Annotated in this window: 15 protein-coding genes; 8 read left to right on the top strand and 7 right to left on the bottom strand. The window is 66.5% G+C overall.

The features are described from left to right. Positions 1–24: 24 nt before the first annotated feature. Entirely contained in the window at positions 25–306 is a 282-nt protein-coding gene (locus F3J20_RS32215) for an immunity 50 family protein (RefSeq protein WP_240162882.1), read from the bottom strand. A gap of 496 nt (positions 307–802) precedes the next feature. On the opposite strand from F3J20_RS32215, the gene F3J20_RS23560 reads away from it, so the two are divergent. Then, complete coding sequence (locus F3J20_RS23560; RefSeq protein WP_167049547.1) at positions 803–1,171, top strand: hypothetical protein; 369 nt, start codon at positions 803–805, stop codon at positions 1,169–1,171. A gap of 192 nt (positions 1,172–1,363) precedes the next feature. Here F3J20_RS23560 and F3J20_RS23555 read toward each other — a convergent pair whose 3' ends face one another. Both F3J20_RS23555 and F3J20_RS23550 read right to left on the bottom strand, forming a co-directional pair. Continuing rightward, positions 1,364–1,630: a hypothetical protein gene (locus tag F3J20_RS23555; RefSeq protein WP_167049549.1), complete on the bottom strand. Its 267-nt coding sequence runs from the start codon at positions 1,628–1,630 to the stop codon at positions 1,364–1,366. 202 nt (positions 1,631–1,832) lie between these two features. Beyond that, the gene (locus tag F3J20_RS23550) at positions 1,833–2,909 is read right to left on the bottom strand and encodes a substrate-binding domain-containing protein (RefSeq protein WP_167284679.1); all 1,077 of its coding nucleotides are present in this window, start codon (positions 2,907–2,909) and stop codon (positions 1,833–1,835) included. A gap of 134 nt (positions 2,910–3,043) precedes the next feature. On the opposite strand from F3J20_RS23550, the gene F3J20_RS23545 reads away from it, so the two are divergent. Genes F3J20_RS23545 through F3J20_RS23530 form a run of 4 tightly spaced genes read left to right on the top strand, consistent with a single transcriptional unit; the run spans position 3,044 to position 8,342 of the window. After that, the gene (locus F3J20_RS23545) at positions 3,044–3,529 is read left to right on the top strand and encodes an NAD(P)H-dependent oxidoreductase subunit E (protein ID WP_167284678.1); all 486 of its coding nucleotides are present in this window, start codon (positions 3,044–3,046) and stop codon (positions 3,527–3,529) included. After that, positions 3,526–5,103 (top strand): formate dehydrogenase beta subunit, encoded by a 1,578-nt coding sequence (locus F3J20_RS23540; RefSeq protein ID WP_167284677.1) that lies wholly within the window; start codon positions 3,526–3,528, stop codon positions 5,101–5,103. The genes F3J20_RS23545 and F3J20_RS23540 overlap by 4 nt, the downstream gene beginning before the upstream one ends. A 15-nt stretch (positions 5,104–5,118) precedes the next feature. Continuing rightward, positions 5,119–8,076, top strand: a complete 2,958-nt coding sequence (gene fdhF, locus F3J20_RS23535) for a formate dehydrogenase subunit alpha (RefSeq protein ID WP_167284676.1) — start codon at positions 5,119–5,121, stop codon at positions 8,074–8,076. An 8-nt stretch (positions 8,077–8,084) separates the two neighbouring features. Then, positions 8,085–8,342, top strand: a complete 258-nt coding sequence (locus F3J20_RS23530) for a formate dehydrogenase subunit delta (RefSeq protein WP_167049559.1) — start codon at positions 8,085–8,087, stop codon at positions 8,340–8,342. A gap of 114 nt (positions 8,343–8,456) precedes the next feature. Here the strand turns inward: F3J20_RS23530 and F3J20_RS23525 are convergent, their stop codons facing one another. Then, positions 8,457–10,187, bottom strand: coding sequence for an FAD-dependent monooxygenase (locus F3J20_RS23525; RefSeq protein ID WP_167284675.1), 1,731 nt, complete (start codon positions 10,185–10,187; stop codon positions 8,457–8,459). Between the two features lie 251 nt (positions 10,188–10,438). Between F3J20_RS23525 and F3J20_RS23520 the strand changes: the two genes are divergently transcribed. After that, a complete protein-coding gene (locus F3J20_RS23520) occupies positions 10,439–12,286 on the top strand; it encodes a tetratricopeptide repeat protein (protein ID WP_167284674.1) in 1,848 nt (615 codons plus the stop codon). Between the two features lie 163 nt (positions 12,287–12,449). Here the strand turns inward: F3J20_RS23520 and F3J20_RS23515 are convergent, their stop codons facing one another. Next, entirely contained in the window at positions 12,450–13,751 is a 1,302-nt protein-coding gene (locus tag F3J20_RS23515; protein WP_167284673.1) for an MFS transporter, read from the bottom strand. A 313-nt stretch (positions 13,752–14,064) separates the two neighbouring features. On the opposite strand from F3J20_RS23515, the gene F3J20_RS23510 reads away from it, so the two are divergent. Together F3J20_RS23510 and F3J20_RS23505 are read left to right on the top strand one after the other, a co-directional pair. Then, positions 14,065–14,589, top strand: coding sequence for a GNAT family N-acetyltransferase (locus F3J20_RS23510; RefSeq protein WP_167284672.1), 525 nt, complete (start codon positions 14,065–14,067; stop codon positions 14,587–14,589). A gap of 246 nt (positions 14,590–14,835) precedes the next feature. Beyond that, positions 14,836–15,978, top strand: a complete 1,143-nt coding sequence (locus F3J20_RS23505) for a hypothetical protein (RefSeq protein WP_167284671.1) — start codon at positions 14,836–14,838, stop codon at positions 15,976–15,978. A gap of 152 nt (positions 15,979–16,130) precedes the next feature. Here the strand turns inward: F3J20_RS23505 and F3J20_RS23500 are convergent, their stop codons facing one another. Continuing rightward, positions 16,131–16,877 carry a DUF2968 domain-containing protein gene (locus F3J20_RS23500; RefSeq protein ID WP_167284670.1) on the bottom strand — a complete coding sequence of 249 codons (747 nt, stop codon included), beginning with the start codon at positions 16,875–16,877 and terminating at the stop codon, positions 16,131–16,133. A gap of 418 nt (positions 16,878–17,295) precedes the next feature. Further along, positions 17,296–18,310: type 1 glutamine amidotransferase (locus F3J20_RS23495; RefSeq protein ID WP_167284669.1), on the bottom strand; the 1,015-nt coding region annotated here is incomplete at its 5' end.

Raw genomic sequence — 18,310 nt, 5'->3', positions numbered from 1 at the left:
CTCTCTCCGGCCGCGGCATGGCTCTTACGAAACCTCGCGCAAATAAGGCCGCACGTCGACGATCACGACTTCCTTGCACGTCAGCCGGATATCGAGACCGACATTCGGCATGAGGTCCAGCCGGATCAATGCTCCCGGTGCTTGCGCGAGCGTCATTTCCATGATCGTGGCTTCCTCGAGCATGGCGTTCACGTCGATCCCGGAAGTCCGCACGTCCAGACAGTCGAGCACGACCACCTGATCGGGACGTCCGTCTACGGCCGGCGCGCCATAGCGGTTGTGCAGCACTTCGAGCCGCACATCCACTAGTTCGCGCGTACGCGCACCGGGTAGCAGGCGACCGTCTCCGTCCCCCCGTGTTTGCCGTTCCCGTCGCATGCAAAACGAACGAACCGCCGAATCATGAAAGGACGGATAGCCGCCGATAGCCCTTGCCAGCGTTTCGCCATGGGTTGCCAGTTCCCATCCTCATGTTTTTTGCGGGTGACTCTTTGGCGGACTATTCATCGCGTGACCCTTATTCAAGATTGATTGGCGACAGGGGCAGGCTGGATCGTGCCCCACGCGCGGAATATTCCCCCGCTCCCACCCGTTCATCCCGTACGCGCGCGCCGGTGAAGCCGGTGAATCGCGCCGGCGGATCGCAAATCGGCATCCGCTGCCTATACTCGAACCTGGCGAAGTCCAACGCAGATGTCCAGCGCGTTAGCAAAACGCGTTGCCAGAAACGCAGTGCCCGCAACACGCGGTCAAACCGCACCGTCCGACCATCCAACACGTCGTCAACACAGGAGCCCGCATCATGCGCAAGTCCATCCTCGTCCTGGCCCCACTCGCCTTCGTTGCGCTGCAACAGAGCGCCCTCGCCGATCCGCCCAAGGTAGACGGCGGCCGCTTCGTCACCGCGGACGGCATGTCGCTCTACACCTTCGACAAGGACACCACCCCGGGCGTGAGCGCCTGCACCGGCGGCTGCATGAGTTACTGGCCCGCGGCGACGGCAGCCCCGACCGACAAGCCCGCGGGCGACCTGACGCTGATCCCGACCGCGGACGGCAAGCAGCAGTGGGCGTACAAGGGTCATCCGCTCTATCGCTATTCGTCCGACAAGCAGGCGGGGGATACGAAGGGCGACGGTTTCAAGGACGTGTGGCACATCGCCAAGCCTTGAACCGACACACGCGGAAACACTTCGGTCGCAAGGCATATCGGCCGTAGGCTGTCACAAATCGCCCACGCAGAACCGCGCGGGGAAGCAGGCCCACAAAGCACAACGCCGGCGCAAAGCCGGCGTTGTCGTTGCCTCGGGCACTATCAGACGTTCGACGTTATCAGACGTCGAACGAAGCCCGGCACACCCCTCTTACTGGTCCTGAGGACACTGCAGATTGCAGCCGTTCGGATCGCCCATGTCGCCACGCTTGCGCGCCGCCGTGGGTTTGCCATGCTGATACTTGCTCGACGGCGCGGACGCCGCGAACGGCATCTGCGGATGTTCGTTGATACGGAACTCGTCCTGCAGGATGCCGCCCGGCACGCCGGGCGAATTCTGCGCGAAAGCAACGGAAACGGTGGCGCAAAGCACACCCGCCGCGGCGACCGCGGCACATGCGTGAAGAAGAGCTTTCATAGTGTTCGGCGCGGCGTGGCGCGTGGTTAAAGCGGATGCGAAGCCAAGAGAGTAGCTGAAACGAACGCACTTCGCAGCGGCCTACGCAGCTTAACGATTACAACCGCTTACGCCATCGCCGGGGCAGCGCCGATTCCACCTTCCATCCCAGCGCACTTTCCAGCGCGCTTGCCACCCCACTTGCCATCGCGTTTTCCACCGCTCAAGCCGCCTCGCCGAGGCCTTCCGCCAGATCCACGAGCCTGCCGCAGTCGCGCGGATCGTAGCCGTCGAGCTGCTCGACGCGATGGCGAAACGCGCTGCCGCGCAGCAGTTCGATCACCGAGGCGAGCGGCGCGCGCGTCAGATGCGCGCGGTCGCACGCGAAGTAATAGTCTTCGTCGACGACCGGAATGAAGTCGAGCCCGAAGTGATGCGCGGCCGGCTCCACGCCGAAGCCGACGTCCGCCATGCCGCTCGCGACGAAGGCCGCGATCGCCGAATGCGTGAGTTCGGTGGACGCGTAGCCGTTGACCCGGTCCGGGTCCACGCCGATCCGGCGCAGCGCGAGATCGAGCAGCATGCGCGTGCCGGAACCCGGCTGCCGGTTGACGAAGCGGATGTCGTCGCGCGCGAGATCGCCGAGGCCGCCGATCCGCTTCGGGTTGCCCTTGCCGATGAACAGCCCCTGCTTGCGCCGCGTCAGATGCACGAGCACATGGCGCTGCGGATCGAGCCAGCGCCGATAGGTATCGGCGCACACCGCGCGGAATTCGCCGAGCGGCAGGTGAAAACCCGCCAGATCGCACTCGCCGCGCGCGAGTGCACTGACCGCGTCCGCGCTGTCGCGATATTTGATCTCGACCGGCAGATCGTGCGCGACGAGCGCCGTCACCAGTGCGGCCACCGCGTAACCGTGCGAGGCGTGGATGCGCACGTCGTCGGCGGGCGGCGCGAGCCAGCGGTTCAGGTCGCTCGCCACCTCGCTCGCGAGCGCCTGCAGATTGCCGTCGAGCCGCTCGCCGCACAGCCGCTGCGCGCGCAGCACCGCCTGGCCGAGTTCGGAGAGCACCGAGCCGCGCCCGCGCTCTTTCTCGATCAGCGCGCCGCCCAGACGCTCCTCGATGCCGCGCAGCAAACCCCACGCATGCCGGTAGGACAAACCCTTAAGCGCCGCGGCTTGGGCAATGCTGCCCGATTCGTCGACGAGCGCGAGCAGCGGCACCAGCTCCGACAGGCTGGCCTCGCGGCCGTCCGCACCCTTCACCACCAGTTCGACCTGGCATTCGATCCTGACCATATATGTGTATCTCTTTCCTATTGCGTGCGCCCGTCGGCCCGCCTATCGTTCGGCTATACCATATCGAATAAGCGAAGCATACGTGCACGTATTATGAATAACAAGTGCATATATCGCTTTGGAGGAGCCCCCTTTTGGAAGATTCTCTCGCCACGGCGCCGGAGCAACTCGTGCAACGTCACGCACAGCCTGGCCGCACGCTCATCACGATCCTGCACGCGATCCAGGACGAAGTCGGCTATGTGCCGCCCGCCACGGTCGAGCCGCTCGCCCGCGCGCTGAGCCTGTCGCGCGCGGAAGTGCACGGCGTCATCACCTACTACCACCATTTCCGCACCACGCCGGCCGCGCCCGTCACTGTGCAGCTGTGCCGCGCCGAAGCGTGCCGCAGCATGGGCACCGAAGCGCTCGCGCGGCACATCGAGGCGCACACCGGCTGCCGCTTCGACGCCGGCCATCAGGACGGCGCCACCGTCGAACTGGAATCGGCGTACTGCCTCGGCCAATGCGCGCTGTCGCCGGCGCTGATGCTCAACGGCACGCTGCACGCGCGCGTGTCGCCGCAGAAATTCGACGCGCTGTTCGCCGCGGCCCGCACATGCGTGGAGGTGCCGGCATGACACGCCTCTACGTTCCCCGCGATTCGTCGGCGCTCGCGCTCGGCGCCGATGCCGTTGCCGAGGCCATCGCGAGCGAAGCCGCGCGCCGCGGCATGCAGATCGAACTGATCCGCAACGGTTCGCGTGGCTTGCTGTGGCTCGAACCGCTCGTCGAAGTCGCCACGCCTGAGGGCCGCGTCGGCTATGCGAACGTCGAAGCGGCAGACGTCGCCGCGCTGTTCGACGCGGGCTTCGTCGACGGCGGCGAACACGCGCGGCGCGTCGGCGTGGTCGACGAGATACCGTATCTGAAGAAGCAGCAGCGCCTGACCTTCGCGCGCATCGGCATCACCGATCCGCTGTCGATCGACGACTATGTCGCCCACGGCGGCCTCAAAGGCTTGCGCGCGGCGCTGCAAACCGATGGCGACGCCGCCTGCGAAGCGCTGATCGAATCGGGCCTGCGCGGCCGCGGCGGCGCGGCGTTCCCGGCCGGCATCAAATGGCGCACGGTGCGCGGCGCGAAGGCGGCGCAGAAGTACGTCGTCTGCAATGCCGACGAGGGCGACTCCGGCACCTTCTCCGATCGCCTCGTGATGGAAAGCGATCCGTACATGCTGATCGAAGGCATGATCATCGCAGGCGTCGTGACCGGCGCGAGCGTCGGCTACATCTACGTGCGCAGCGAATACCCGCACTCGATCGCGACGCTCGAAACGGCCGTCGCCCGTGCGCGCGCCGCCGGCTGGCTCGGCGACAGCGTGCTCGGCTCGAACGCGCATCGTTTCGAACTGTTCGTCGCGAAAGGCGCAGGCTCGTACGTGTGCGGCGAAGAAACCGCGCTGCTCGAATCGCTCGAAGGCAAGCGCGGCATCGTCCGCGCGAAGCCGCCGGTGCCCGCGCTTGCCGGTCTCTACGGCCAGCCCACCGTGATCAACAACGTGATCACGCTCGCCACGGTACCGATCATCTTCGCGCGCGGCGCGGCGTTCTACAAAGACTTCGGCATGGGCCGCTCGCGCGGCACGCTGCCGTTCCAGCTGGCCGGCAACATCAAGCGCGGCGGCCTCGTCGAACTCGCGTTCGGCGTGACCCTGCGCGAACTGCTGAACGATTACGGCGGCGGCACCGCCAGCGGCCGGCCGGCGCGCGCGGTGCAGGTCGGCGGTCCGCTCGGCACCTATCTGCCCGAAAGCCAGTGGGACATCCCGATGGACTACGAAGCGTACGCGGCGGTCGGCGCGGTGATCGGCCACGGCGGTCTCGTCGTGCATGACGACACCTCGAACCTCGCCGAACTCGCGCAATACGCGATGCACTTCTGCGCGCTCGAATCGTGCGGCAAATGCACGCCGTGCCGGATCGGCTCGACGCGCGGCGTCGAGGTGATCGCGCGGATTCGCAACGGCGATACGTCGACGCGCCAGGTGCAACTGCTGCGCGATCTGTGCGACACGATGGTGTCCGGTTCGCTGTGCGCGATGGGCGGCATGACGCCGTATCCGGTGCTGTCCGCGCTCGATCATTTCCCCGCAGATTTCGGTCTCGCCGCCGATGCCGCTGCCGGCCACGCCACCCAAGCGGCCGCGGCCTGACCCAGGAGCCCCATCATGTCCGATCAGCTCAACTCTTCCACCGGCGGCTGCGGCTCAGGCAACTGCGCGTGCAAGTCGCAGGCCATGGCGCGCGCTGCCAACCCGTTCTCCGACGACACCGACTACGGCACGCCCGCCCGTCACGCGGACGTCGACGTCACGCTCGAAATCGACGGCCAGGCGGTGACGGTGCCCGCCGGCACCTCGGTGATGCGCGCGGCGGTCGAAGCCGGCGTCAACGTACCGAAGCTCTGCGCGACCGATTCGCTCGAACCGTTCGGCTCGTGCCGTCTGTGCCTCGTCGAAATCGAAGGACGGCGCGGCTATCCGGCCTCGTGCACGACGCCGGTCGAAGCCGGCATGAAGGTGCGCACGCAGACCGACCGTCTGCAATCGCTGCGCCGCAACGTGATGGAGCTGTACATCTCCGACCATCCGCTCGACTGCCTGACCTGCCCCGCCAACGGCGACTGCGAACTGCAGGACATGGCGGGCGTGACGGGCCTGCGCGAGGTGCGCTACGGCTTCGACGGCGCGAATCACTTGAAGGACAGGAAGGACGAATCGAATCCGTACTTCACCTACGACCCGTCGAAGTGCATCGTCTGCAATCGCTGCGTGCGCGCCTGCGAGGAAACCCAGGGCACGTTCGCGCTGACAATCGCCGGCCGCGGTTTCGAATCGCGCGTCGCCGCCAGCGAGAACCAGCCGTTCATGGAATCGGAGTGCGTGTCGTGCGGCGCCTGCGTCGCCGCCTGCCCGACCGCGACCTTGCAGGAAAAGACCGTCGTGATGCTCGGCCAGCCCGAGCACTCGGTCGTGACCACCTGTGCGTATTGCGGCGTCGGCTGCTCGTTCAAGGCCGAGATGAAGGGCAACCAGGTCGTACGGATGGTGCCGCACAAGAACGGCCAGGCCAACGAAGGCCATGCCTGCGTGAAGGGCCGCTTCGCATGGGGCTACGCGACGCACAAGGACCGCATCAAGAGGCCGATGATCCGCGCGAAGATCACCGACCCGTGGCGCGAAGTCAGTTGGGAAGAAGCGATCTCGTATGCGGCCTCGGAATTCCGCCGCATCCAGGCGAAGCACGGGCGCGATTCGATCGGCGGCATCACGTCGTCGCGCTGCACCAACGAAGAGACTTACCTCGTGCAGAAGCTCGTGCGCGCCGCGTTCGGCAACAACAACGTGGACACCTGCGCGCGCGTCTGCCATTCGCCGACCGGCTATGGCCTGAAGACCACGCTCGGCGAATCGGCCGGCACGCAGACCTTCGCCTCGATCGATAAGGCCGACGTCATCATGGTGATCGGCGCGAATCCGACCGACGGCCACCCGGTGTTCGGCTCGCGCCTGAAGCGGCGCGTGCGCGCGGGCGCGAAGCTGATCGTCGTCGATCCGCGCAGGATCGACATCGTCGATACGCCGCACGTGAAGGCCTCGCATCATCTGCAATTGCGGCCCGGCACCAATGTCGCGATCGTCAATGCGCTCGCGCATGTGATCGTCACCGAAGGTCTGCTTAACGAAGCGTTTGTCGCCGAGCGCTGCGAAACGCGCGCGTTCGAGCAATGGCGCGCGTTCGTCGCGCTGCCGGAGAACTCGCCCGAAGCGACCGAGGCCGCGACCGGCGTGCCCGCGCAGCAGGTGCGCGAAGCCGCGCGCGTCTACGCGACCGGCGGCAATGCCGCGATCTACTACGGCCTCGGCGTCACCGAACACGCGCAAGGCTCGACGACGGTGATCGGCATCGCGAACCTCGCGATGGCAACCGGCAATGTCGGCCGCGAAGGTGTCGGCGTGAATCCGCTGCGCGGCCAGAACAACGTGCAGGGCTCGTGCGACATGGGCTCGTTCCCGCACGAGCTGCCGGGCTATCGCCATATCGGCGACACGGTCACGCGTTCGCTGTTCGAAGACGCCTGGCACGTCACGCTGCAACCGGAACCGGGCCTGCGCATTCCGAACATGTTCGACGCCGCGCTGCACGGCAGCTTCATGGGCCTCTACTGCCAGGGCGAGGACATCGTCCAGTCGGACCCGAACACGCATCATGTGGCGGCGGCGTTGTCGTCGATGGAATGCATCGTCGTGCAGGATATCTTCCTGAACGAGACCGCCAAATACGCGCACGTGCTGCTGCCCGGCTCGTCGTTCCTCGAAAAGGACGGCACGTTCACCAATGCCGAGCGCCGCATCTCGCGCGTGCGCAAGGTGATGCCGCCGCTCGGCGGCTATGCGGACTGGGAAGTCACGCTGCTGCTCTCGCGCGCGCTCGGCTACGAGATGGACTACGCGCATCCGTCCGAGATCATGGACGAAATCGCGCGGCTCACGCCGACCTTCCACGGCGTGTCGTACCGCAAGCTCGACGAAATGGGCAGCATCCAGTGGCCGTGCAACGAAGAAGCGCCCGACGGCACGCCGACCATGCACGTCGACACCTTCGTGCGCGGCAAGGGCAAGTTCGTGATCACCAAGTTCATCGCATCGCCTGAAAAAGTCACGCGCCGGTATCCGCTGCTGCTGACGACGGGCCGCATCCTCTCGCAGTACAACGTCGGCGCGCAGACGCGCCGCACCGAGAACTCGCTGTGGCATGACGAAGACCGGCTCGAACTGCATCCGCACGACGCGGAAGAACGCGGTATCAGGACCGGCGACTGGGTCGGCATCGAATCGCGCGCGGGGCAGACCGTGCTGCGCGCGAAGGTCACGGAGCGGATGCAGCCGGGCGTCGTCTATACGACGTTCCACTTCCCCGAATCGGGCGCGAACGTCATCACCACCGACAGTTCCGACTGGGCCACCAACTGCCCCGAGTACAAGGTGACCGCGGTACAGGTGATGCCGGTCGAGCAGCCGTCGCAATGGCAGAAGGACTACTCGCGCTTCAATAGCGAGCAGCTCGAACTGCTCAAGCAGCGCGAGCCGGCCAAGGCGCCCGCCGCCGTCACCTCGGGCAAGTGAGGCGAGCCATGGACAATCGGAATCTGATCGACATGGCGAACCGGATCGGCGATTTCTTCGAATCGATGCCCGATCACGAGGAGGCGCTGAGCGGCGTCGCCGACCATATCCATCGTTTCTGGGAGCCGCGCATGCGGCGCGCGCTGCTCACGACGCTCGACGAAGCGCCGGATACGTATGACATCGCGCTGTCGGACTTCACGCGCGAGGCGATCGTCAGGTATCGCGAGAAGCTGACGCCGGCGCAAACACCGGCAGCAGTTTAGGTCCAGGTCCAGTCCCGGAGCGCTTTCGCATGAGCCGCGCGCGCAACGAGGTTGCGCGCGCCGGCATGCGCATGCGAGACCGGGATCGACGTTCAACTCAACGAGTGTCAGGCCTCACAGCGCCACCTGCTCCCGTATCTCCCCCGCCGCCGTGAACCACGCTTCGCAGTGCCTCAACAGGCCGTGCAGGTCCGAGCCGGTGCGCCCGCGCGCGCCGATATAGCCATCGGGCCGCACCAGATAGAACGACGGCCGCGTGCGGCCATACGATTCGGCGAGCGCGGGCGCGCCGTCGCCGCTCGTATCGGTAACGCGCCAGATTCGCACCGCGCCCGGCAGCAGGCGCTCGACTTCGGCCGCGAGCTTCTCCACCTCGGGGTCGGCCGGCGGCGCATGCTTCGCGGCGGGATCGAGCGGCGTGCCGTCGACCGGCAGCGGCGGCACCAGCAGAAACAGCGAGAAAAACGCCGGATCGTGCAGATCGAAGAGGCAGCCGACCCCGGGCGCGCGCCCGAGCGGACCATCGACCACATGCACGAGCGCATCGGGCGCGCGTTCGCCCGCACGCGGGCCGCCGTCGAGCACGCGTTCGAGCGTGAGCGGACTGCGCCGGTACTGGACCGACAGTTCGCTGATCGTCGCGCGCGCGGCATCGCGCAGCGGACCAAGCGCGGCCAGCACCGGCATCACGCGCTCGCGCAACAGCTTCAGCGGACCGTGACCGGCTTCGGCCATCTGCGTGATGAAGCCGGTCTGCCGCAGCACGTCGCGCCCGATCGGATGCCGTTCGAGGTGGTACGTATCGAGCAGCCGGTCGGGCGCGGCGCCGCGAATCACGCGCGCGAGTTTCCAGCCGAGGTTCAGCGCTTCCTGGATGCCGGTGTTCATGCCCTGCGCGGCGGCCGGGCTGTGCACGTGCGCGGCGTCGCCGGCCAGAAAAATGCGGCCCACGCGCAGGCGATCCACCATGCGGCTATTCACGTGGCAATACGAGGACCACGCGAGATCCGAGACATCGACACGCTCGCGCACGCGCCGCGCGATCAGCGTCTTGCATTGTTCGAGCGACGGCGGCGGCGGCAGATTCAGCGGCGGGCCCGGCGGCGGCTCGCTGGGCGCCACCGGCACGACGGCGGCACCCGGCAGCCCGGCCGCGTGATCGGCAATCAGACGATGGCGGCCGTGGCCCATCGGAAACAGCGCGACGAGGCCTTCACCGGACGCGAAGATATGGAACTGGTCGTCGGGCCAGTCGGTTTCGGCGCGCAGATCGGCGAGCAGAAACGTCTGCCCGAAGGTCTTGCCCTCGAAGCTCAGGGCGAGCCGGTGGCGAATCAGACTATGCGCGCCGTCGGCCGCGATCAGGTGCGACGGACGCAGCGTTTCGGTGTGGCCGTCCGCGCGGCGCAGCGTCGCCTGAATGCTCGCCGAGCCCTGCATGAACGAGGTCAGTTCGGTGCCGCGCTCGACCGTCACGCCGAGCGTCGCCAGATGCTCGGTGAGCAGCCGCTCGGTCACGGACTGATCGAGAAACAGCAGATACGGATAGCGCGTGTGCAGCGGATCGAAATCGAGCTGCGCAAGCCGCATGCCGTTCGAGAACAGATTGGCGACGCGCGCGCGATGGCCGAGTTCGAGAAACGGTTCGATCAGCCGATGCTGTTCGAGCAGTTCGAGCGTGCGCGCCTGAATGCCGATCGCGCGCGAATGCGGATTCGGCTGCGCCGCCTTGTCGATCAGACGCACGGGGATATGGGCGCGGGCGAGACTCATCGCTGCGGCAAGTCCAGTGGGACCGGCCCCGACGATCAGCACCGGCGACGCGTCGTAGGCGACAGCGTCCATGCGGAACTCCGGAGGCAACAATGCGTTCTAGTGTACGCCGCCGACAAGCCGCGCACGGGTGCGCTGCATCAATCGCGTGGCGGCACATGCGTCACGCGCGGGCGCGGCGCCTGTCGCTCGTCGGGATGCGCCCGTGCGATGGGTCCGGGAGATAGGTCCACAAGAGATGTCCACAACCGGCGCAAATCGGAGTCCGCCCGCGCAAGTATGGGAAAATGCGCCCTCGTCCGCTCCGAATGCCCTCCCCCGTCATGCAACCCGTTTTTGACCGCGCGTTCGCGGCGCATCGTGACGGCCGCCTCGACGAAGCCGAACGCGGCTATCGCGCTACGCTCGACCACGACCCCAGCCACGTCGACGCACTGCACCTGCTCGGCGTGCTGCGCCATCAGCAAGGCCAGCATGAGGAAGCCGCCGCGCTCGTGCGGCGCGCGGTGAATCTGCGTCCCGGCGACGCCGCGCTGCAACTGAACCTCGGCAATGCATTGAGGGCGCTCGGCCAGGTCGACGCCGCGATCGAGCAGTTCCGCAACGCGCTCACGCTCGCGCCGACGTTCCCGATGGCGCACTACAACCTCGGCAACGCGTATGCGTCGGTGGGCCGTCACGAAGACGCCGCCGACGCGTTCAGCCGCTCGCTGCGCCTGCAACCGGACGACGCGTCCTCGCACAACAATCTCGGCAACGCACTGCACGCGCTCGGGCGTCATGCAGAGGCGATCACGTCGTTCCGGCGCACGCTGGAGCTGCGCCCCGATCACGCGGGCGCGCTGAACAACCTCGGCATGTCGCTGAACGCGCTCGACCGGCCGGCCGAAGCCGTGCCCTGCTTCGAGGCCGCGCTCGCCACCGAGCCGCGCTTCGTCGCCGCGCACTTCAATCTCGCCAATACACTCGACGCCACCGGTCGCCATGCCGAGGCGGTCGCCTCGTTCGAGGCGGCGCTGCGCCTGCAGCCGAATCTGCCGCCCGCGATCTACGGCATGGGCAATGCGCTCGCGGCGCTCGGCCGGGCCGCCGAGGCGCAGCCGTACCTGGAACGCTCGGTCGGTCTCGATCCGCAATTCGCGCTCGCATGGCTCGCGCTCGGCACCGTGCACCAAGCGCTCGGCGCACAGGCCGCCGCCGTGCGCGCATTCGATCAGGCGTTGCGCCTGCGCCCCGATCTCGCGGCCGCGCATATGAACCGCTCGCTGGCCTGGCTCGCAATGCGCGATTTCGCGCGCGGGCTGCCCGAATACGAATGGCGGCTGCAAACGGTCGCGCAGCCGGTTATCGAAACCTTGCCGCGCTGGCATGGCGAGCCGATCGAGGACCGCGTGCTGCTGGTCCATGCGGAACAGGGTTTCGGCGACACGCTGCAATTCGTGCGCTTCGTGCCGCTGGTCGCGCAGCGCGCCGCGCGCGTCGTGCTCGAAGTGCAGCCGTCGTTGCTGCCGCTCCTCGCGCCCGCCGCGCGAACGTGGCACGTGACGCTGATCGCGCGCGGCCAGCCGCGCCCGGCCGCCGATCTGCAGATTCCGCTCTTGAGCCTGCCGTTCGCGCTCGGCACGAACTACGACACGATTCCGGGCCGCACGCCGTATCTAAGCGTGCCGCCCGCGTATGGCCGCAAATGGCGCGGCTCGCTCGGCGGCCAGGAGAAACGCAAGATCGGGCTCGCGTGGTCGGGACGCATTCAGCGCAACGAAACGCGTTCGATGCCGCTTGCCGCGCTCGAACCGCTGTTCGCACTCGACGGCATCGACTGGATCGTGCTGCAACCCGACCTGAACGATGCCGAACGCGCGACGCTCGACGCGCATCCGCGCGCGGCCTCGATTCATCGCTTCGACAAACGTATCGGCGACTTCGCCGATACCGCCGCGATCATCGAGCGGCTCGATGCGGTCGTGTCGATCGACACGTCGATCGCGCACCTGGCCGGCGCGCTGCGCAAGCCGCTCTGGCTGATGCTGCCGTTCGCCGCCGACTGGCGCTGGTTCGAAGACGACACGCGCAGCCCGTGGTATGCGGGCGCGACACTCGTGCGTCAGCCGCGGCCCGGCGCGTGGGATGACGTGGCCGATGCGGTGGCGAAGGCATTGCGCAACGGTTAGCGGCAAGCGCACGGCGTCGTGGGAACGCGGAAATGCGGGAACGCAGGAGCACGCGTCGCAACCACCCTACGCCGTCGCACACTCTCGCGCCTCGCCACGCGCCGCCCAACAAAAAGCCCCGCATACGCGGGGCTTTTTGTTTTCAGACGATCAGCCGAACCCGTCAGGCCGCCCGATACTGATTGCGCGATTCCGGCGTGCGATACAGGAACAGCGTCGCGAGCAGACCGCAGATCGCCGCCACGCCGAGCACCAGACCCGGCGCCGCCTTGTTGCTCGTCACGTGGATCACCAGCGTGGCGATGGCCGGCGTAAAGCCGCCGATCGTGGTCGCGAGGCTGTAGGCGAGCGAGAAGCCGGCGGTGCGCACTTCGACCGGCATCACCTCGGTCAGCGCCACGACCATCGCGCCGTTGTAGCAGCCGTACAGGAACGACAGCCACAATTGCACGAGCAGGAGACGCACGAACGACGGATCGGCGACGAGCCATTGCAGCGCCGGATACGCAGTGAGAATCGTCAGGACCGTGAACACGAGCAGCACCGGACGGCGCCCGATACGGTCCGACAGCGCGCCCGAAAGCGGCAGCCAGATCAGGTTCGAGATACCGACGCAGACCGTGACGACGAGCGTGTCGATGGCCGAGAGCTTCAGCACTTCCCTGCCGAAGGTCGGCGTGTAGGCGGTAATCATGTAGAACGACACGGTCGTCATGATGACCATGCCCATGCCGCCGAGCACGATCGGGTAATTCGCGAGCATCGACTTCATGATCTCGCCCATGCTTGGACGATGCTTGCGCGCTGCGAACTCCTCGGTTTCCTGCAGCGAGCGGCGGATGATGAACAGGAACGGCACGATCAGGCAACCGATCAGGAACGGTACGCGCCAGCCCCATGCGAACATCTGGTCGGCAGGCAGCAGCTTGTTGAGCAGCACGCCGATCAGCGCGGCGAACACCACCGCGACCTGCTGGCTGCCCGACTGCCACGAGCAGTAGAAGCCCTTGTTGCCCTTCGTCGCGATCTCCGAGAGATACACCGACACGCCGCCGAGCTCGACGCCGGCCGAGAAGCCTTGCAGCAGCCGCCCGAGCAGCACGAGCACCGGTGCGAGGAGCCCGAGGGTCGCGTAGCCGGGGATTGCCGCGACCGTCAGCGTGCCGAGCGCCATCAGGCTCAGCGTGAGGATCAGGCCTTTGCGGCGGCCGTGATGGTCGATGTAGGCGCCGAGCACGATCGCGCCGAGCGGACGCATCAGGAAGCCCGCACCGAACACCGACAGCGACAGCATCAGCGAGGCGAAATCGTTGCCGCTCGGGAAGTAGGTCTTGGCGATCGCCGAAGCGTAGTAGCCATAGACCATGAAGTCGTACATCTCAAGAAAGTTGCCGCTGACGACGCGGAAGACTGTCTTGACCTTGGATTCTTCGGTAGCGGAAGTAGCGTGGGTCGCAGTAGACATGACACTCTCGTGTGAGCCCGCCGTGCTGTTCGATAGTCGGCGACAGTCGCGGTCAGGCAGTTGAAACGATCCCCTGCGTTCGGCAAGCGGATGCCACGAACGATACCGGAAAAGCGCGCGCGAGGGCGCCGCATTTTGCTGTTCGCGATGCACCGCCGGTATCAGGGTAAACATCGTGATTCATGCGGGGCCCGCGCCACGTAATGTTACTGCTGAACACGCCGCCGCGAAACGCATACAGTTTGCTTACGCGACACCGGCACGCAGCGCGGTAAACTTTTCGTGCAACACCATTGAGTCGATTCTTACCCCGATGCGAACCACCCCTGCTCTTTCATTGCGTCCCGCGACCACCGAGGACGCCGCGCTCATTGCATCGATTCACAGCGCCAGCTGGCAGGCCACTTATCGCGGCCTGTTGCCCGATGCGTTCCTCGATGGCGAAGTCACGCGCGAACGCGCCGCCTACTGGGCCGCGCGTCTCGATGCGCCGGGCGGCGAGCGCCGCACCGTGCTGATCGCCGAACTCGGCGACGAGCCGACCGGCTTCGTGTGCGTCGAGCGACAGCCCGAGTCCGCGTGGGGTGTGCTGCTCGACAACCTGCACGCGCTGCCCGGCTACCAGGGCATCGGCGTCGGCAAGCTGCTGATGCGCGCCGCCGAAGACTGGGCGCGCGCACAAGGCGAGACGCAGCTGTATCTGTACGTGCTCGAAGGCAATACTCCGGCGATCGGCTTCTATGAGCGGCAGGGCTGGCAGTTCGTCGGCGCGGAGCCCGATCATATGGGCGGGGTCGACATCACGGCGTTGCGGTATGTGTACCGGTTGAGTCCCTGAACGTATAGGACATCATTTTCGGAGAAGTCCGAACGTCAAAAGGGGCTGTTTCAAGGCATCATTTTCTGTTTGCCGATGGCTTCATCGGGTCGAGCCTTTGCATCGCGCCGCTATCAGGTCTCCGAATCAATCGGGATCGCGCGATGAGCGGCAGCAGCCCGGGCTCGCGCCGAGTCGCCATCGGCTCCCACAGATTCTGCGACTGCCCACCGGCGCTCCGTCGTCGTCGGGTGCGGGAAGAAACCGATGCCTAGCACTCCGTTCACCTTGATCGAAGGCGCTTACGCGCTACCACGCCTGCGTCCGCTCGCTCATTTGCCCGCGCCATTCGGCCGCGACTGGTCTGCGCATCCGCCCGGCGAAGCCTGGCGCGCGGAACTCGAATTGCGCTGTGTCGCGCTGCTGCGCACCGCGTGCCTGAGAGACAGGGACATGTTCGCGTGCTGCGAGTGGCAGCCGTTCGACAGGCCGGATGTGGCGGCGCCTGCGACCAGGGCCACGCGCGCCGCCGAGGTTGCGCGGCCCACGATTATTTCCAGCGCAAGCGGTGCCGACGCGCTGCGAACCTTCGCCCAGGAGCCGATGCGAATCCCGCTCAGGGTACGCCCGTCCCGGCACGCAAAACGTCGCGCTTCGCGGCATTGGGCTGCGATAGCGGGCGGTACCTGTATGGTCGGCGGCGCGGCGATGCTGGCGTGGATTGCGATGGGCCAGCATTTCGCGCCGACTCGGATGGCAGGTGCGCTGCTGAAACCCTTCGACATGCTTATGGCTAGCCACGATGTGCACGAGGTACACGAGGTGCGGCCTGAGCAGGATTACACGCGCAATGAGGTTGCGCATCGGCAAACGCGGGATGTCGGCGAAGTCGACGCTCCGGCTCCAGTGACTGTTACGCCGGCAACGAGGCATGCCGAGGTCGTTGCTACACCGAGCGTCCCACCTGTCGCTGCATCGGTGCACAAAGCGCTAAGACGGGATGCGCCAATCCACCCCGCTCACTCGATCCATTCGAGCAACGTGGTCACCCGGCATTCCGGCAACATGCCGCGCGCCAGGAAGGATCACAGGCCGGAGCAAGGCGGTCCTGTGCAGATGGCGTCGTCACATGGCACGCCGCGCATCGCGCTCATGCGTGCCGCACCGGTCGCTTCGCCTCGATTGCACACTCGCCCGGTTGTGCGAACCGACTCGCTACCGGCGCAAGCACGCTTTAGCCGCGACGAATACGCCGCCGTGACCATGGCCGCCGCCACACCCGTGTACGAGATCGCGCCACCGCCACGCCCGGCCGCGTCGAACGATGCGTCGGCCAGCAACGGCACGGAGTGGATGACTCACATCTCGCAGCGCCGCGTCACCGAAATTCCGGAGCAATTCGCGAAGTGAGCGGAACGTCCGCACGACGTCATCCGCGGGCGGGATTCAGCTGCGCTGTTCGAATCGACCAATAGATCGAGCGATAGGTGGAGGTAAAAAAACCCGGCTCTTCCCCAGAGCCGGGCTTTGTCAGGGTCGCGTTCATGGCCGACCCCAAGCGCTTATTTCTGCGCCGGCAAACCCGCTTCGGCCTGTTGCCGCAACTGCTCGACCTCGCTCTGCACCTGACGCAACTGCGCTTGCGCCTTGTCGCGCTCGGCGCTCAACGTGAGCGCTTCGCCGTGCGCCTGCCGCTGATAGTCGTCGACCTTGGCCTGCTGCGTACGCGCGACCTCGACGTCGGCCTGCAAGCGCTGCGCCTGTTCCTGCGAGGTCGCGATGATGCCCTGCAGATACGCGGTCTGCGCCTGCAATTGCGTGCGGCGAATCTCGACGTCGGCGAGCCGCGCCGTCTGCTGCGCGAAATCGGCGTAGATGGCTTCCGCGCGCCCGGCATCGTCGGACTGGATCACGCGCCAGAAATGCTTGTCCTGAAACAGCGCGACGTAATACGTCATCCGTGCCGGATAGAAAAGCAGGCTTGCGCCGTAGCTGCCGTTGTACGTGGTGCGCAACTCGCTCAGGTTCGAGTCGTGTATCAATTGCATCAGCTCGGCGACGTCGCCTCGCGCACTGCCCGCTGGCGCCGAGGCATCCGCAGCCGTGGGCGCACTTGCCGCACTTGCCGCACTTGCCGCGCTTGCAGACGCGGCATCGCCGGGTTGCGGCGTCAGTTCGCTCACGGCCGGCCGCGTGCCGGCCACCGGTGCGGTGCCGCCGTCCTGCCCCGCCTGCACGGCACCGGCATGCCAGAACGCATACGCGCCCGCGAGCAGCAACGCGCGTCGAATTACCAGGGAAAACCTCATACTGCCTGCTCCACGCCAATCCAGAATAGCCGGTGATTATCGCGCGGATTCGCGACAAGGCGAAGTACCGCGCCGCTGTCTCGCTCTATCTCAAATAGGGTGGAAATCGAGATACGTCGATCAGCAAAGATTCAAGCAAGATTCGCACGGTTACGAAACCGCCATCGCACCTTGCCAGCGACCGGGCAACACCGTGGATTCCTGACTATCCAGATAAAAACCGGCAAGCGCGAACGCACGCCGGCCGCCCATGCCAACGCGCAAACCATCGGCACAGCGGCAACACAGACCGCAACGGTACGACACCAGGAGCGTCAGAAGAAAAAACGCGCCGCCGCATAGCGCGACAGCGCGTCGAACAAACCGGCGACGAGAAACGCAGAGCGCGCCACCCCTCGCACGCAGGCGGAAAACCCGGCTAGAACCGCGTCTCCCGCGCCACGCGCAGGAACGTATCGAGCAACGGCGTGCAATCGAGCAGTTCCGGGCCGCCCGCGCGATGAAACTCCGGATGCCACTGCACGCCCATCACGAACGGCGCGCGCCGGTAGCGCACGGCCTCGATGATGCCGTCCGACGCCGACACCGCCTCGATATTGAGATCGCGGCCGAGCGTCTTCACCGCCTGGTGGTGGATCGAGTTGACGATCGCGTCGCGCCGTCCCGGGAACATGTTGAGCAATGTCGAGCCGTCCGGAAAATGGACGCCGTGGCGGTGCTGATCGTAGTTCTCGTTGACGTGCGCACCGGCGGTCGGCACATCGGTCGCGATGTCCTGATACAAGGTGCCGCCGAACGCGACGTTGATCAACTGGCAGCCGCGGCAGACGCCGAGCACCGGCTTGCCCGACTCGACGAACTCGTGCAGCAGTTCGAGTTCGTACATGTCGCGCACGCGGTCGCCGGGCCACTCGTGACTGATTGCCGTTTCCGCATAGGTCTGCGGCGAGACGTCGGCGCCGCCTTGCAGCAGCAGGCCGTCGAGATGCTTGGCGTAGTCGCGCAAGCGGATGTTGCTCGGGTGCAGCATGCCCTGATGACCGACCGTCGGAATCATGAACACGATCACGTCGCGCGACATGACCCAGTGCGCGATCGATTCCTCGAGATACTGCAAGGTCTTGCCGCGCAGCCCCTTCGCACCCGGCTCCGGATGGAAGATGCGCGCCGACACGCCGATGCGCAGCGTGCGCTGCGTGATCCGCTGGCCCGCGCGATCGAACAGTTGCCGCGCGCGCGCCGCGATGATGCGGCCGAACACGCTCCACGCCGAATCGCTCTGCCGCAGATAGCGCGGCGGCGACGGCGGGAATGCATTGGGCGGCGGCGGATTGGTCGCGCTGAAATCGGGTGCCGCGCCGAACCCTGGCGGCGGCGCGCCGGCCGAGCGCGCGGTGGCCGCGTCTTCGGCGGCGGGCGTGGCACCGGTGGTG

The sequence above is a fragment of the Paraburkholderia sp. Cy-641 genome (assembly GCF_011752945.1).
Lineage (GTDB): Bacteria > Pseudomonadota > Gammaproteobacteria > Burkholderiales > Burkholderiaceae > Paraburkholderia.
The sequence above is the reverse complement of the archived record's forward strand: the minus strand, read 5'-3'. Positions and strand labels throughout refer to the sequence as shown.

Coding starts and splice junctions, on each gene's coding strand:
- F3J20_RS23540 (WP_167284677.1), top strand. CDS start 3,526: ATGACACGCCTCTACGTTCCCCGCGATTCGTCGGCGCTCGCGCTCGGC.
- F3J20_RS23505 (WP_167284671.1), top strand. CDS start 14,836: ATGCCTAGCACTCCGTTCACCTTGATCGAAGGCGCTTACGCGCTACCA.
- F3J20_RS23560 (WP_167049547.1), top strand. CDS start 803: ATGCGCAAGTCCATCCTCGTCCTGGCCCCACTCGCCTTCGTTGCGCTG.
- F3J20_RS23520 (WP_167284674.1), top strand. CDS start 10,439: ATGCAACCCGTTTTTGACCGCGCGTTCGCGGCGCATCGTGACGGCCGC.
- fdhF (WP_167284676.1), top strand. CDS start 5,119: ATGTCCGATCAGCTCAACTCTTCCACCGGCGGCTGCGGCTCAGGCAAC.
- F3J20_RS23510 (WP_167284672.1), top strand. CDS start 14,065: ATGCGAACCACCCCTGCTCTTTCATTGCGTCCCGCGACCACCGAGGAC.
- F3J20_RS23550 (WP_167284679.1), bottom strand. CDS start 2,909: ATGGTCAGGATCGAATGCCAGGTCGAACTGGTGGTGAAGGGTGCGGAC.
- F3J20_RS23555 (WP_167049549.1), bottom strand. CDS start 1,630: ATGAAAGCTCTTCTTCACGCATGTGCCGCGGTCGCCGCGGCGGGTGTG.
- F3J20_RS23500 (WP_167284670.1), bottom strand. CDS start 16,877: ATGAGGTTTTCCCTGGTAATTCGACGCGCGTTGCTGCTCGCGGGCGCG.
- F3J20_RS23530 (WP_167049559.1), top strand. CDS start 8,085: ATGGACAATCGGAATCTGATCGACATGGCGAACCGGATCGGCGATTTC.
- F3J20_RS23525 (WP_167284675.1), bottom strand. CDS start 10,187: ATGGACGCTGTCGCCTACGACGCGTCGCCGGTGCTGATCGTCGGGGCC.
- F3J20_RS23515 (WP_167284673.1), bottom strand. CDS start 13,751: ATGTCTACTGCGACCCACGCTACTTCCGCTACCGAAGAATCCAAGGTC.